This window comes from Flaviaestuariibacter flavus, from assembly GCF_004337505.1.
Taxonomy (GTDB): domain Bacteria; phylum Bacteroidota; class Bacteroidia; order Chitinophagales; family Chitinophagaceae; genus Flavisolibacter; species Flavisolibacter flavus.
The window spans coordinates 168,789-183,212 of the sequence record NZ_SJZI01000008.1; the positions used below are offsets into that span (position 1 = coordinate 168,789).

Here is a 14,424-nt window from a genome sequence, read left to right on the forward strand (position 1 = left end):
AATATAGCTTATTGCTAAAAGGGGACCAAGTTTTTATCTCTGCCATAACGGCGGCTCTGCCAGAGCTTAGGGAACAAATTTCCCCGGAAAAAATAATAAATGTTAAAAGTTTTCGTTATCTTTGCAACAGCAATGTCGAAGACGAACTCCATATGGTTGAATAAGCGCAAACAGATCCTGACGGCACTCTGTGTCGTGTTCTCTGTAGGTGCTTTTGCTACTCTTGGAGACGGCAAGGGTAACCCCGCGCTGGGCGTTTCGGCCAACCGCAGCTTTTCCATCCGCTCCCATTATAGCGCGACACAGCGTTTTTCGCTTCGCTCCGGCCTTACCTATTCGGCCGACCGCCTGCTGACGGAAGACGAGCCCCGCGTACGCATTAACCTTAATGCGACCATTACCTACCAGCGCGGCAACACCACCTACATCGTTCCGCTGAAGAAGAAGCCGGTACTGCTCGACAAGGTGAAGTTCAACCCCTACTGAGAGAATTTGTTAATCTCCGATGTCTGATCTCCGATTTGATTCCCCGACGAGGGGATTTTTCGTTTTCGGGCTTCCAGCAAATCCGACATCGGAGATCGGAGATCGAAAAATTTACTAAAAAGCCCCGCTTGCGCGGGGCCCCTCGGATAGTATAGGTCAAGCACTTACTGGCCCTTGCTTTCCTCATAAGTAAGCATGCGGAAGCCAGATTTGGGCAGGTCGAACTTAGCGGCGGGTACGGGGTTGAAATTGATCTTCGAAACAGTACAGGTCACCTTCAGCGAGCCAAGGTTGGACTCATATTCCATCGCCAGGCCGGGAAGGTTGCGGTTCATGTACTGGAAATTATAGTTCTCCGGCACCAGGTCGGGGGTATACCACACCACAAAGCTCGGGCCGCTGGAGGGCGTAGCCACCGCTTTCAGACATTTATAACCAAGTATTGTCTTCGTTTCATTGGTGAAGGCAAACTTCACGTCTTCGTAACGGCGGTTGACCTCCTTCCAGTTTTCCGGCGTCATCCGGATGATATACTTCTGGGCGCCGAGGTCTTTGATGCTGTACACCGTTTTGGCGGCATTATCGATGAGTGTAGCCTCCGTACCGAGGGCGCTGACCATCTCGGTGCGGCTTTTATTGCCTTTCAGGTACACTACGTTGGTGGCGCCGTCGAGGTAATCGGCCGCACGCGGGCGCTCGGTGCCGGTATTGATCACGATATCATAGGAGATCGTGGCTTCCGAAAGCTTTTTTTGTGCCTGGGCGGCCGTTGCCAGCAATGCCAGGATGGGAATCGTAAACAGGGTTTTCATATTCGTAGTTCTCCAACAATAGACGAGAGACGGATACAAGTTAGTTGCTTTTGGGAAGGATAAGTGGCGGGAAAAGAGAATGTTAATAAAATGTAGGAGCCCGGTGGCAAGCGAAGCCGACAGCGAAGCTGTCATTGCGAGCGCAGCGAAGCAAACTCCCTGACCTGAAGACAGACCGTGGATGATAGGAGCGTCAACGCGCGACCTCTTTCAACCACAATCACCGTGCGTAACGCTGGAGTTTGCTTCGCTTCGCTCGCAATGACGCCAAAGGCGTCGCATTCGCGACGCCTTTGGCTTTTATTCCGTGGTTTCCGCGTTTTCCGCGCGAACCCTTACGGTTTCTTGTTCTTGTTCTGCAGCTCCTGCATCCGCTTTTGCTGGTCCTGCATCTGCTGCATCTTCTCGGCCCATCCGCCCGTCTTCTTGGGCTTCTTGCGGTTCTCCTCGATCTGCACCAGGATCTTGTCGTGGTTGATGATATAGTTCTGGATCACAAACTGCAGCAGCAGGGTAATGACGTTGGATACGGTGTAGTACCAGGTCAGGGCCGAAGGCAGCTTATTGAAGATGAAGAGCATGATCACCGGGAAGATGTAGGGCATGTACTTCATCATCGGGTTGTCCTGCGTGGGCGTCATGCTCATGCTGTACAGCGAGATGAGCAGGGAGGTGACCACCGCGAAGATGGTAAAGAGGCTCAGGTGATCGCCCAGCATCGGGATGTGGAAGCCAAACTGGATCGGCGCATCGTACTGCGACAGGTCCTTGGACCACAGGAAGTGCTCGCCGCGGAGGGCAATGGCCGAGTTGAAGAAGTTATACAGCGCAAAGAAGATCGGGATCTGGAAGAGCGCCGGCAGACAGCCGCCCATCGGGTTCACGCCGGCCTCGCGGAACAGCTGCATCTGGGCCATGCTCTGGGCCTGCTGGTCGCCCTGGTTCTTTTCCTTGAGCTTCTCGATCTCGGGGCGAAGCGCCTTCATCTTGGCGCCGCTCAGGTAGCTGCTGTAGGTCAGCGGCGAAATGAGCAGGCGGATAAAGAGAGTCAGCAGCAGGATCACAATGCCCATGTTCGACGTCATGGTACGGAAGAAGTCGAACACCGGGATGATGACCCAGCGGTTGAGGTATTTCACGAAGGCAAACATGCCCGAGCCCAGGTTCACCTGGCTTTCGAGGCCGTAGCCGTACTTTTTCAGGAGCTTGTAATCGTTGGGACCGTAATAGATCGCCAGCGGCGCTGCGCCGTTGGAAAGCGGGAGCTTCAGGGTCGTTTCAGCGGTCACAACGGTCTTGTCGCCGGGCTTCACTTCGCTGGAAGGGGGCGTCCAGGTGAGGTTGGCGGAGGCGAAGTTCTTTTTGGCAATCAGGTTGGTGCTGAAGAACTGCTGCTTCACTCCCACCCAGTTGACGGCCTTATCAAGGGTCTTGGGTCCCTCTTTGAAGACGTTGTAATTATCGTAGTCGCCGTCTTCAAGGAACGTGATGGCCGACTGCTGGCGCTCGTAGCTCAGGTCGCGCTGGAGCTGCTGGGCCTTATTGGTCCAAACGATATCCAGGGCGTTGTTGGGCACCGCCGCCGGGGGCACCTGCAGGTCGAAGTCGATCATATAGTCGCCTTCGTGCAGGGTGTACTGGTGCACCACCGGCCCCTGCGGGGTGTTGAGGGTAAAGGCGATGCGCTGGCCGCCCGCTACGGGTGCCGCCTGGCCGGGGGTAAAGTTGAAGCTGGAGATCGCCGCCTGGCCGGTACCGCCGGTGTTGAGGTGGTAATCGATGCGGTCGCCGGGAGCGGCCGAGAGGCGTACGAGCGAGCTGTCCGGCGCCTTGTAGTTTTTGAGCTCCACGTACTTGGGCTGTCCGCCTTTGCTGGTGAATACCACGCGGATCACATTGTTTTCAACGGTAACAGTCTGCTCCGGACCACCGATCTGGGTCGCCATCTGCGCGCCGGCGGCCCCTGCTTTCTGCGCGGAGTCGGCACGGAGCGAATCGAGGCGTGCAGTGGCGGGATCGGGCCCTTTCAGTTTAGCAAGAGAGTCCTGCTTGCGCTGCTCAATGGCCTTTTGCTCGGCGTAGGCGCGCTGCTCCTTGTTCATATACAGGAAATAACCCAGGAAGAGCACGGCCAGGGCTACAAATCCAATTATCGTATTCCGGTCAAAATTCATTCGAACCTCGTTTAAAGGCGGCAAAGGTAAGCGTTCCCGCGCAAGGGGGCTGACCGAAAGCGGAAAACCGGTGAGTTTTCGGTGGATGCCCGGGGAGGGCAGTTGATTGGTTCATTGGTCTATTGGTTAATTGGTAAGCGGGACCTACCGGGTACGGAAGGCCAAAACCTCCATTGACCGCCCGGTTTCCAAAGTTGACAAAGTCAAAACCAATATTGACGGAGCCAAAACCATCGATGACAACGGCAAAACCAATATTGACACCCCCTCCGCCAAAGTTGACAACGACGAATCCAACATTGACAGAAACAAATCCAACATTGACGGAGGCAAAACCAACGAAGACAAGCCCTCCCCCAACTATGGCGCCCCGTCCGCCAACGTTGACAACCCCTCCGCCAATATTGGCGGAGGGGTTGCACGCCATGGTGTACCTTCCTTAAATGGGTAGCATACAGGTAGTCCAGGGCGATATCACCAAAATGAACGTTGACGCCATCGTGAACGCCGCCAACACCTCCCTTATGGGCGGCGGCGGCGTTGATGGTGCCATCCACCGCGCCGGCGGTCCGCAGATACTCGAAGAATGCCGCGCCATCGTGGCCCGGCAGGGCGGCTGCCCCACCGGCGAAGCCGTGATCACTTCGGGTGGCCGGCTGCCCGCCCGCTACGTCATTCACACCGTGGGCCCGGTGTGGAACAGCGGCCATTCGGGCGAGCGCGAAAAGCTTGCAGCCTGCTACCGCAACTCGTTAAGGCTGGCGGTTGAAAACGGGATCCGCAGCATCGCGTTCCCGAATATCAGCACGGGGGTATACCGCTTCCCGAAAGCAGAAGCGGCGCGGATCGCGGTGGAAACGGTTCGTGACTTCCTGGAAGAAAATGTGAAGATCGAAAAGGTAGTTTTTGTTTGTTTTGACGAAGAGAATTTAAGGTTGTATGAAAGCCTGCTGCCTGCCTAGATGCATTCTTGCGCTGCAGACCTCACTCCCAAAAGCAAAGAGCGGATGCCTGTGGCAGCCGCTCCTTATTTCGATATTCGCTATTCCTTGTTCGCTATTCGATATTCCCCCGGTCAAATCATCTCACTCTGCAGCAGCGGGTTCTTCGAGCTCTGGCGATCCTCGTTGTACTTGCGCGCAGCGGCCACGAAGTGCACGAAGATGGGCTGCGGGCTTTCCACCGTGCTTTTGAGCTCGGGGTGATATTGCACACCGATGAAGAAAGGGTGATCGGGCAGCTCCACGATCTCTACGAGACCGGTCTGCGGGTTGCGGCCGCTCATCACCATGCCGCCTTTTTCATATTGCTCCAGGAACTCGTTGTTGAACTCGTAACGGTGGCGGTGGCGCTCCGATATCTCGGTGCTGCCATAGATGCGGTGGGCCAGCGTGCCCGGCGTGATGGTGCAGGGATAGGCGCCGAGACGCATGGTGCCGCCCTTCATGGTTACGGCCTTCTGCTCCTCCATCATGTTGATGACGGCGTCGGTGGCTTCGGGATCCATCTCGGTGCTGTGCGCGCCTTTGATGCCTAATTTGTTTCTTCCGTATTCGATCACGGCCATCTGCATGCCGAGGCAGATACCGAAGAAAGGCAGGCCGCTCTCACGGGCATACCTGACCGCGGTGATCTTGCCTTCGATGCCGCGGTGCCCGAAGCCGGGCGCCACCAGCAGGCCATCAAGGTTGGCGAGCTTTTCGGAGATATTGTCTTCCTGCAGAAACTCGGAATGGATCGGCACCACCTGCACCTTGCACTCGTTGATGGCGCCGGCGTGGATGAAAGACTCAAGAATGGATTTGTAGGCATCCTGCAGCTCCACGTACTTGCCGATAAGGCCGATGGTGATGCGCGACTTGGGGTATTTCAGCTTGTTGAGAAAAACCTTCCATTTTTCGAGCTCGGGCTCTTTATCGTTGGCGATCTGCAGCTTCTTCAGCACGATCTCATCGAGCTTCTCATTCTGCATCAGCAGGGGCACTTCGTAAATGGTGCTCGCGTCGGGCGCTTCGATCACCGCCTCCACCTTGACGTTGCAGAACTGCGCGATCTTGCGCTTGATATCGTTGTTGATCGGCTCCTCGGTGCGGCACACGATCACGTCGGGGAAAACGCCCTGCTCCGACAGCATTTTCACCGAGTGTTGTGTCGGCTTCGTCTTGAGCTCCTTGGCCGCCTTGAGATACGGGATCAGCGTCAGGTGCACTACCAGGAGGTCTTCTTCCGGAAGGTCCCACTGCAGCTGGCGCACAGCCTCGATATAGGGCAGCGACTCGATGTCGCCCACCGTTCCGCCCAGCTCGGTGATCACGATATCATATTCATTCTTCAGCCCCAGCGCCAGCATGCGGCGTTTGATCTCGTCGGTGATGTGCGGGATCACCTGCACCGTTTTGCCGAGGTAGGCGCCTTCGCGCTCCTTGTTGATCACGGTCTGGTAAATGCGGCCCGTGGTCACGTTATTGGCCTGGGTGGTGAAGATGTTGAGAAAGCGCTCGTAGTGACCGAGGTCGAGGTCGGTTTCGGCGCCGTCTTCGGTTACAAAGCATTCACCGTGCTCATAAGGGTTGAGGGTGCCCGGGTCGACATTGATATAGGGGTCGAATTTCTGGATGGTCACGCGGAGGCCGCGGGCCTGCAGGAGCTTGGCCAGCGAAGCCGCAATGATGCCTTTGCCCAAAGAAGAAGTAACGCCGCCGGTAACAAAAATATACTTAGCCATCGTTCAGATAGTTGTCTCGTGTTTCAATAATGCTTTAGAAAAGAAGCTGCGCGACCAGCGTAGAAAGAAAGTTGACTTTCAGGGAGGTCATGCAAATTTACGCCGGTTTTCTTCGGGGGCAAAAAAAGGGCCGTGCCGCGGGGAAAACGGGTTGGTTATCCACATCTGTGCAGAAAGGCGCAGACCAGGATAATTCCGCCTGTTCGGTGGAGTCACGGCCGCAAGCGGCCGCTGATCGCGACGGCGCAACGGCACGAAGGCACGACATTCAGAGATGGTGATCATCTATATTTTTTCTTCATCGTGCCGTTGCGCAGTCCTGCCTTCGCGAAAAAAGAGGGCCGCAGGCCCTCTTTTCGTAAAAAAATCTGTTTTGTTAAAACGGGTCCGTAGGACCGGCGATGGCGGGCTCGGGGTGCAGGATGCGCTCGATGGCGGTATCGTAGCGCTCCTTCCATTCGGAGATATTGCCCCAGAACTGGCCGTCCACCTGGATGCCGCCTTTGGTCACAGCACCGATCGCCTCAAATGACACACCTTTCAGCGCGGCCTCAAAAGCTCCCTGCTGCGCGGGTTTTACGCTCACCAGCACGCGGCTCTGCGCCTCGCCGAAGAGGAAGGCATCGGCGCGCAGCGCTTTGTTGGTATTGACCGCGAAGCCAAGTCCGCGGGTGAAGCCGCTCTCGCAGAGCGCCACGAAAAGACCGCCTTCGCTGAGGTCGTGCGCCGAAGCGATAAGCCCGTCGCGGATAAGCCCCGCAACGCTTTGCTGGAGGGCGTATTCTTCTTCCAGGTCGAAATGGGGCGCGGGGCTGAGTTCCGTTCCCACGATCTTATGGAGGTACTCGGAGCAGCTGATGTCGTTGCGCGAGCTGCCGACGATGTACAGCAGGTCGCCTTCATTTTTGAAGTCGAGCGACATCTTCTTTTTAAGATCATCCACAAGGCCCACCATGCCGATCGTAGGCGTGGGAAACACGGGACCATCGGGGTTCTGGTTATAAAACGAAACGTTACCCCCTGTCACCGGGGTTTCGAAACGCCGGCAGGCGTCGCCCATGCCTTTGATGGCATTCACAAACTGGTAATAAACCTCCGGGTCGTAGGGGTTGCCGAAGTTGAGGCAGTTGGTCACACCCAGCGGCTGGCCACCGCTGCATACGATATTGCGCGCGGCCTCTGCCACCGCGATCTGCGCGCCTTTATAGGGATCGGCATGCACATAGCGGCTGTTGCAGTCAACAGTGACGGCGAGGCCCTTGCCGGTTTCCTTCACCACCACCACCGGCGCATCGGAAGGCGCGTTGGTGGAGGCGTTGTTGGTACCCACCATCGAGTCGTACTGGTGGTAGATCCAGCGCTTGCTGGCGATGCTGGGCAGAACGATGAGTTGCTGTGCCACGGCGCGCAGGTCCTGCGGCACCGGCACCGACTCCGGGTTAAAGGCATTGATCTGTTCCAGGTATTTCGGCTCGCGGTACTCGCGGCTGTATTGCGGAGCGCCACCGCCCAGCACGAGCTCCTGGGCGGGGATCTCGGCTTCGAGGGTTCCGTGCATATAGAATTTGAGGAGGCCGTCGTCGGTCACCTCGCCGATCACGGCGCTTTCGAGGTCCCACTTGCGGAAGACGGCATTCACTTCTTCCTCGCGGCCTTTTTCCACCACCAGCAGCATCCGCTCCTGGCTTTCGGAAAGCAGCAGTTCCCAGGCCTTCATGTTCTGCTGGCGCATGGGTACTTTGTCAAGGTCGATGCGCATCCCTACTTCGCCTTTGGCGCTCATCTCGGCGGTGGAGCAGATGATGCCGGCGGCACCCATATCCTGCATACCCACCACGGCGCCGGTAGCGAGTACCTCGAGGCAGGCCTCGAGCAGCTTTTTTTCCTGGAAGGGGTCACCTACCTGCACGGCGGGCAGCTCCTGGGCGCTTTCGGAGGTGATGTCGGCGGAAGCAAACGAAGCGCCGCCGATACCATCTTTGCCGGTGGCCGAGCCCACGTACATCACCGGGTTGCCGGTGCCTTCGGCGGTGGCCGAAACGGTTTTGCCGGCCGGCACGATGCCCACGCTCATAGCATTAACGAGCGGGTTGGTATGATAACATTGCTCGAAGTAGATTTCGCCGCCCACGGTAGGCACGCCGAAGCAGTTGCCATAGTGACCGATGCCATGCACCACACCGGCCAGCAGGTGCTGGGTCTTTTCTTCCTCGAGGCGGCCAAAGCGGAGCGAGTTGAGCGCCGCGATGGGACGGGCACCCATGGTGAAGATATCGCGGTGGATGCCGCCGACACCGGTGGCGGCGCCCTGGAAGGGCTCGATGGCGGAGGGGTGGTTGTGGCTTTCAATTTTGAATACAACGCCGTAGCCATCGCCGATATCCATAAGACCGGCATTTTCCTCGCCGGCTTTTACCAGCATGCGGCCACCTTCGCGCGGGAGCGTTTTGAGCCACTTGATGGAGTTTTTGTAAGAGCAGTGCTCACTCCACATGCCCGAGAAGGCGCAGAGCTCGTTGAAGTTGGGTGTGCGTCCGAGCTTTTCGCAGATCAGGTTGAATTCTTCTTCGGTCAGGCGTAGCTGTTGGGCGGTCTTGGCGGTAATTTCCATGTGTTCGAGGTGAGGGCACAAATGTACCGGGCGACGCCCATTGTCTTTTCAAAATCCGGGGGCAAGCCGGTTAATTTTTTACATTGCAGCCCTAAATCGTGTGATTGAAGTACCTGCTGTTCGTATTCTATGTCAGCGTTTTCCTGTGGCTTTTGCCGCGTATCCGTTTCTTCGGTGCTTCCGGGCTCAGCAAGCTCCAGCTTCGGGTACTTTTTCTGATCAAAACGGCCGCGAGCCTGGCCTACGGATATGTGGGCATTATCTATATGCGGCGGGGCACCATCACCGATTCGTGGTGGATGCATTTTTTCGGGCAGGAGGAATTTGCGCAGCTCAAGCAGCATCCCGGGCAGTTTTTCGCCCAGCTGCTGCACAACCCCTACCCGCACGGCTACGGGCGCTTTCTGTCGAGCCGCGAGTCGTGGTGGAACGACCTGCACAGCACGCTTTTCATAAAGCTCCTGGCCGTGCTCAACCTGTTCACCGGCGCGCATTATTCCGTCAATACCGTCTTTTTCGCCATGCTGGCCATGGCGGGCTCGGCAGCGCTCTACCGCGTGTTCCGGCAGGTATACCCCGGGGCTGAAAAGGCGGTCATCGCGGGTACGTTCCTGCTTCCCTCCTACCTGTTCTGGACCTCCGGCCTCTTCCGCGACGCTCCCGCCGCCCTCGCCTTTGCCGGCGCGCTGCTGGCGGTGTACTCTGCGCTGAAAAACGGCTGGAAGGCGAAATATGTGGCCGGGCTCCTGGCCGCGCTGCTGCTGCTGCTGCTCTTCCGCAACACGATGCTGGTGATCCTGCTGCCGGCACTTGCGGCGTGGATTGCCGCTCACCGCAGCGGGCGGCATCCCTTCCTGGTATTCGGGGCGTTCTACGCGGGCTATGCACTGCTGTTTTTCGGACTGCGCTACCTGCACCCGGCACTCGACTTTCCCCGGATCGTAGCTGAGAAGCAGGAAGACTTTTTCAACCTCATCGGCAGCTCGCGGGTAGACGTGCCCCACCTGAAGCCCACGGTAGCCTCCTTCCTGGCCAATACGCCACATGCCCTTGCTTTGACGCTGTTCCGCCCCTGGCCCGGCGATGTATACAATGAATTTATCGCGGTTGCCTGCATCGAAACCTATGTCCTGCTGGCCCTCTTTGCCTGGTGGATCTTCCGGCACCGCCCCATGGGCCGTCCCGTTCCCTTTATTGCGTTCTGCCTCTTCTTCAGCCTGTCGGTATTCCTGATGATCGGGTTTACGGTCAATTTCCTGGGGGCGCTCGTGCGCTACCGGGGCCTGCTGCTGCCGCTGCTGGTTACCCCGCTCCTGGCTACCCTTCGTTTACCAGGTGTCACCAAAAAACATATATAAATAAAATATATGTATTATTTTTCCGGGAGCTCCTTTCCTAAAAACCTTGTTTTTTCGTCCTGATGAGCAAAATTTTTGTGCAACTGGCTGAATATTTGACCGATTTCTGCCGGTCTTTCCTTTTTTTTGCACAAAATCTTTCAATTTATGTCATCGCTACGATTTGAGGCATTGAAGAAAATCAACGCCCAGGCAGCGGAAGTATCCGCTACCACGAAAGTGACCGCCATTTTTGCCGAAAACGTGTTTACCCACGCGGTAGCCCGGCAATTCCTGGCCGACGAAGCCTACAAAAGCCTGATGGCCTCCGTAAAGAATGGCCAGAAGATCGATCGCAGCATGGCCAACCAGATCGCCAACGGCGTGCGCGCATGGGCCGAAAGCAAGGGCGTGACCCACTTCACCCACTGGTTTCAGCCCCTCACCGGCACTACGGCTGAGAAGCACGACTCCTTCTTTACGCTGAAGAGCGACGGCACTCCTATCGAGACCTTCGACGGCGATGCCCTCATCCAGCAGGAGCCCGACGCCTCCTCCTTTCCCAACGGCGGCCTCCGTGCCACCTTCGAGGCCCGTGGCTACACCGCCTGGGATCCCTCCTCGCCCGCCTTTATCATGGATATCGGAACGGGTAAGACCCTTTGCATCCCCACGATTTTCATTTCCTACACCGGCGAATCGCTCGACTATAAAGCCCCGCTGGTAAAGGCCCTGGAGGCAATCAACCGCGCGGCCGTGGACGTTTGCAACTACTTCGACAAGAACGTTACCCGCGTAACGCCGACCCTCGGCTGGGAGCAGGAGTATTTCGTAGTGGACGAAGGCCTCTTCAACGCCCGTCCCGACCTGATGCTGTGCGGCCGCACCGTGTTCGGCCACTCGCCCGCCAAGGGCCAGCAGCTCGAAGACCACTACTTCGGCTCCATCCCCGAGCGCATCTATGCTTTTATGCGCGACTACGAGCAGGAGTCGTACCGGCTCGGCATCCCGTTGCGCACCCGCCACAACGAGGTAGCGCCCGCCCAGTTTGAATGCGCGCCCATCTTCGAAGAGTGCAATATCGCCGTGGATCACAACACGCTCCTCATGGACGTGATGACCCGCGTTGCCGCCCGCCACGGCCTCCGCGTGCTGCTGCACGAGAAGCCTTTTGCCGGTATCAACGGCTCGGGCAAGCACAACAACTGGAGCCTGGCCACCGACACCGGTGTGAACCTGCTGGCTCCCGGCAAGACGCCGAAGACGAACCTCATGTTCCTTACCTTCTTCGTCAACACCATCAAGGCCGTGCACGACTACGCCGACCTGCTGCGTGCCTCCATCGCCTCGGCATCCAACGACTTCCGCCTCGGCGCCAACGAAGCCCCCCCGGCCATTATCTCGGTGTTCGTGGGCCAGTACCTGTCCAAGGTGCTCAACGATGTGAAGGAGCGTGTGGGCGACAAGTTCGACGAGCAGGATGAAAGCATGCTGAAGATGGACATCCACCGCTCCATCCCCGAGCTGCTGCAGGACAATACCGACCGCAACCGCACCTCGCCTTTCGCCTTCACCGGCAACAAGTTCGAGTTCCGCGCCGTAGGCTCCACCGCCAACTGCGCCAACCCGATGACGGTGCTCAACACCATTATGGCCGAAACCCTGAGGCAGTTCAAGAAAGATGTGGACGGACTCATCGAGAAGGGTGAAAAGAAAGAGATCGCCATCCTGCACACCATCCGCGAGTACATCGTTTCATCGGAGCGCGTACTCTTCGAAGGCGACGGCTACAGCGAGGAGTGGGCAAAAGAAGCGGAGCGCCGCGGCCTGCCCAACGTGAAGACCACACCGCTTGCCCTCGACGCCATGGTGACCGATAAAGCGCTGAAGCTTTTTGAAGACAACAACATTTACACCCACGCTGAGCTCGAGGCCCGCCACGAGATCGAGCTGGAGAAGTATATCAAGAAAGTGCAGATCGAAAGCCGCCTGATGGTAGAGCTGGCCTCTACCCAAATCATCCCGGCCGCGGTGCGCTACCAGAGCTCGCTGATCAGCAACCTGCGCGGTCTCAAGGAACTCGGCCTCGACGGCAGCTCTTCGTGCACCCGCAGCAACCTCGAGAAGCTCACCCGCCACATCGAGGAAGCCAGCAAGGCTGTAGACGCCATGGTGGAAGCCCGCAAGAAGTGCAACAACATCGCCGACACCCGCGAGATGGCGATCGCCTACTGCACCGAGGTGAAGGAAGCCTGGTTTGACAAGCTGCGCTACCATGCCGATAAGCTCGAGCAACTGGTAGACGACGCCGAGTGGACGCTCCCGAAATACCGTGAGCTCCTGTTTATCCGCTAAAGATTAGACATCAAGCAATCGATACGACGAAGGCCCCTTTCCAGGGGCCTTTTCGATTTGATGATCTCCGATGTCGGATGTCGGATTTGCCTGACGGCGGTGAGTTTTTTACGCTAAGGATATTTTTAGGGAGGTGGACTAGGTTTCATTCATTCTGCTACTTCGGAAAGAGCGGTGAGTCTTAAAATTCGTGGATGCGGAAGGCGCTAAGTGGGGCCGGGCGCCCAGGGGCACCCGGTGTGCATTTTGGTAGCGGTATAGCTACCCGATGCTGATTTCCTCCTTCCCGCTAATTACCGGAGGCCTGCCACAGGCAGGCAAAGCTCCCGCAACCCACCGCCCTGAATTGTAGGACATCGCCCTGCCAGTCAGACTGCCCCCCAAAAACTGTAATCGTAGAAAAAGCCTCCGTGCCCTCTGTGAAACGCTTAATCTCCTTTGCGAGAAATCCACTACATGCTTTCCCACTTATACTACTAGTTTGACATCGATCCTTTCTTCCTGTGCCTGATCGCATCGAGAAAGATATGCTCATAGCTCACCATGAACTGCCCTCTCGAGAACCGGTAGATATCGCTCGCGAGCTCGAAACGGTAACCGAAATTCAGCTTGCCGGTGCTGTTGAAAATGAGCTGTACGGCCGGCGCGAGGTCGACGTAATATTGCTCACGGCTGAAATTGAGGTTGCGGTGGCCAAGCAGCTCCAGGTAGAGATTCAGGTTCGTTTGCCGGTAGTCGGTGTACGTACGCGGCAATACGAGCACACCGGCGGATAGTGCATACTGCAGCGCCTGGAAGGCATAGCGATCGGTGGCCGGCTTTTCCCAGCGCTCCTTCGGCAGCAGCTGGATCACGTCGGCCGTGGCCGAAAAGGCCCAGCGGTTGATCAGTTGCGTGGCAATGATCCCGCCCTGCACCCCGCTCTGGTCTCCCCAGAGGTTGATGTCGTTATGATCGAGATGATTACGGCTCCAGGTGGCGGCACCGAAGGCGGCCATCCGGAAATGCTGGTGCACATCATCGTTGCTGAGAAAGCGGTACTTCGCATAGGCCCGTGCACCCTCCATCATAAAGCGCTCGCCATGCATATCGGAAAAGAGCAAAGCGCCATGTACCATCCATTTGCGGTTGAGCCCCAGCATCACTTCGGGAACATAGCGTTGCTTGACTTTGTCGTCATGCACCGAGCGCATATACATGCCCGCGAGTTTGGTGCTGATGGAGCCGGTGGGCATATTCGAAGCCGGCTCGGTATAGGGATACAGCTCCTGCGCCGACAGGCGCCCGAAGGCAGCCGCCGTCAGCAGCGTCAGTATTATTTGTCGCATAAGAAAAAAGGCCGCCGACGTTACCATCGGCGGCCATTGCTTTTAGATGATCGCATGGAAAATGCGCGCCTCAGCGCCGCCCTTGGTGCAGCAGGACGCCATGCGTCCGGTCTTAACACAGGCCATCTTCGACAAGGCGCTCCACTTCTTGTATTCCTTCGCCGCCACGAAATTTTTGTCAACGAGGCTGAAAGTAACAGACCCGGATACGGACTGGTTAGCCGCATTCAGGAAGTGAAAGGTCTGCCCGCCGATCTGGAGGTGCTCGTCTTTGGCAAGCGTGGCCGCGGCCGGCAGGTCGGCGGTCACTTTGAGTGCCGCCACGGAAAAGCCGGCGCCTTCCACGGCCCCGGCGAGCGCGTCGAAGTCGGGCGTGCTGCCCTCTTTGAATGTCAGGTTATATTGCTGGTTCTTGATGTCTACCTGCACTTTATCCACAAAGCTCACTTTTTCGAGGGCGTTCTTTACCGCCTTGGAGCACATGGAGCAGGTAAGGCCGCTGGCCTGCAGGCTTACGCGTGTAACCTGGGCCGACACGCCGCCACCGAGCAGCAGCGCGATCAGCATTGCATAGATCGATTTCATGTTCTGTTGCT

General features: G+C 57.3%; 11 protein-coding genes. 4 read left to right on the forward strand and 7 right to left on the reverse strand.

Translation table 11 applies throughout. The features are described from left to right. Window positions 1-132: 132 nt before the first annotated feature. Window positions 133-486 carry a hypothetical protein gene (locus EPD60_RS05070; protein ID WP_131447502.1) on the forward strand — a complete coding sequence of 118 codons (354 nt, stop codon included), beginning with the start codon at window positions 133-135 and terminating at the stop codon, window positions 484-486. A gap of 164 nt (window positions 487-650) precedes the next feature. Here EPD60_RS05070 and EPD60_RS05075 read toward each other — a convergent pair whose 3' ends face one another. The 3 genes from EPD60_RS05075 to EPD60_RS05085 all read right to left on the reverse strand — a co-directional run bounded on the left by EPD60_RS05075 (window position 651) and on the right by EPD60_RS05085 (window position 3,899). Next, on the reverse strand, window positions 651-1,298 hold the full coding sequence (locus tag EPD60_RS05075) for a DUF4412 domain-containing protein (RefSeq protein ID WP_165871416.1): 648 nt from the start codon (window positions 1,296-1,298) through the stop codon (window positions 651-653). Between the two features lie 335 nt (window positions 1,299-1,633). Then, window positions 1,634-3,472 (reverse strand): membrane protein insertase YidC, encoded by a 1,839-nt coding sequence (yidC, locus tag EPD60_RS05080; protein ID WP_131447506.1) that lies wholly within the window; start codon window positions 3,470-3,472, stop codon window positions 1,634-1,636. Beyond that, on the reverse strand, window positions 3,462-3,899 hold the full coding sequence (locus EPD60_RS05085) for a hypothetical protein (RefSeq protein WP_131447508.1): 438 nt from the start codon (window positions 3,897-3,899) through the stop codon (window positions 3,462-3,464). The genes yidC and EPD60_RS05085 overlap by 11 nt, the downstream gene beginning before the upstream one ends. A gap of 16 nt (window positions 3,900-3,915) precedes the next feature. Here EPD60_RS05085 and EPD60_RS05090 point away from each other — a divergent pair, with 16 nt between their 5' ends. Beyond that, on the forward strand, window positions 3,916-4,434 hold the full coding sequence (locus EPD60_RS05090; protein ID WP_131447510.1) for an O-acetyl-ADP-ribose deacetylase: 519 nt from the start codon (window positions 3,916-3,918) through the stop codon (window positions 4,432-4,434). 113 nt (window positions 4,435-4,547) lie between these two features. Here the strand turns inward: EPD60_RS05090 and pyrG are convergent, their stop codons facing one another. Next, window positions 4,548-6,197, reverse strand: a complete 1,650-nt coding sequence (gene pyrG / locus EPD60_RS05095; RefSeq protein WP_131447512.1) for a CTP synthase — start codon at window positions 6,195-6,197, stop codon at window positions 4,548-4,550. A gap of 376 nt (window positions 6,198-6,573) precedes the next feature. Next, a complete protein-coding gene (gene purL / locus EPD60_RS05100; protein WP_131447514.1) occupies window positions 6,574-8,808 on the reverse strand; it encodes a phosphoribosylformylglycinamidine synthase subunit PurL in 2,235 nt (744 codons plus the stop codon). A 104-nt stretch (window positions 8,809-8,912) separates the two neighbouring features. Between purL and EPD60_RS05105 the strand changes: the two genes are divergently transcribed. Further along, a complete protein-coding gene (locus EPD60_RS05105; protein WP_131447516.1) occupies window positions 8,913-10,166 on the forward strand; it encodes a hypothetical protein in 1,254 nt (417 codons plus the stop codon). A gap of 147 nt (window positions 10,167-10,313) precedes the next feature. Beyond that, complete coding sequence (locus EPD60_RS05110) at window positions 10,314-12,500, forward strand: glutamine synthetase III family protein (protein ID WP_131447518.1); 2,187 nt, start codon at window positions 10,314-10,316, stop codon at window positions 12,498-12,500. Window positions 12,501-12,976: 476 nt separating this feature from the next. On the opposite strand, the gene EPD60_RS05115 is transcribed toward EPD60_RS05110, so the two are convergent. Both EPD60_RS05115 and EPD60_RS05120 read right to left on the reverse strand, forming a co-directional pair. Next, window positions 12,977-13,828: a hypothetical protein gene (locus tag EPD60_RS05115; RefSeq protein WP_131447520.1), complete on the reverse strand. Its 852-nt coding sequence runs from the start codon at window positions 13,826-13,828 to the stop codon at window positions 12,977-12,979. Between the two features lie 42 nt (window positions 13,829-13,870). Beyond that, window positions 13,871-14,413, reverse strand: a complete 543-nt coding sequence (locus tag EPD60_RS05120) for a heavy-metal-associated domain-containing protein (RefSeq protein ID WP_131447522.1) — start codon at window positions 14,411-14,413, stop codon at window positions 13,871-13,873. Window positions 14,414-14,424 lie beyond the last annotated feature (11 nt).

Coding starts and splice junctions, on each gene's coding strand:
- EPD60_RS05070 (WP_131447502.1), top strand. CDS start 133: ATGTCGAAGACGAACTCCATATGGTTGAATAAGCGCAAACAGATCCTG.
- EPD60_RS05075 (WP_165871416.1), bottom strand. CDS start 1,298: ATGAAAACCCTGTTTACGATTCCCATCCTGGCATTGCTGGCAACGGCC.
- yidC (WP_131447506.1), bottom strand. CDS start 3,472: ATGAATTTTGACCGGAATACGATAATTGGATTTGTAGCCCTGGCCGTG.
- EPD60_RS05085 (WP_131447508.1), bottom strand. CDS start 3,899: ATGGCGTGCAACCCCTCCGCCAATATTGGCGGAGGGGTTGTCAACGTT.
- EPD60_RS05090 (WP_131447510.1), top strand. CDS start 3,916: ATGGGTAGCATACAGGTAGTCCAGGGCGATATCACCAAAATGAACGTT.
- pyrG (WP_131447512.1), bottom strand. CDS start 6,197: ATGGCTAAGTATATTTTTGTTACCGGCGGCGTTACTTCTTCTTTGGGC.
- purL (WP_131447514.1), bottom strand. CDS start 8,808: ATGGAAATTACCGCCAAGACCGCCCAACAGCTACGCCTGACCGAAGAA.
- EPD60_RS05110 (WP_131447518.1), top strand. CDS start 10,314: ATGTCATCGCTACGATTTGAGGCATTGAAGAAAATCAACGCCCAGGCA.
- EPD60_RS05115 (WP_131447520.1), bottom strand. CDS start 13,828: ATGCGACAAATAATACTGACGCTGCTGACGGCGGCTGCCTTCGGGCGC.
- EPD60_RS05120 (WP_131447522.1), bottom strand. CDS start 14,413: ATGAAATCGATCTATGCAATGCTGATCGCGCTGCTGCTCGGTGGCGGC.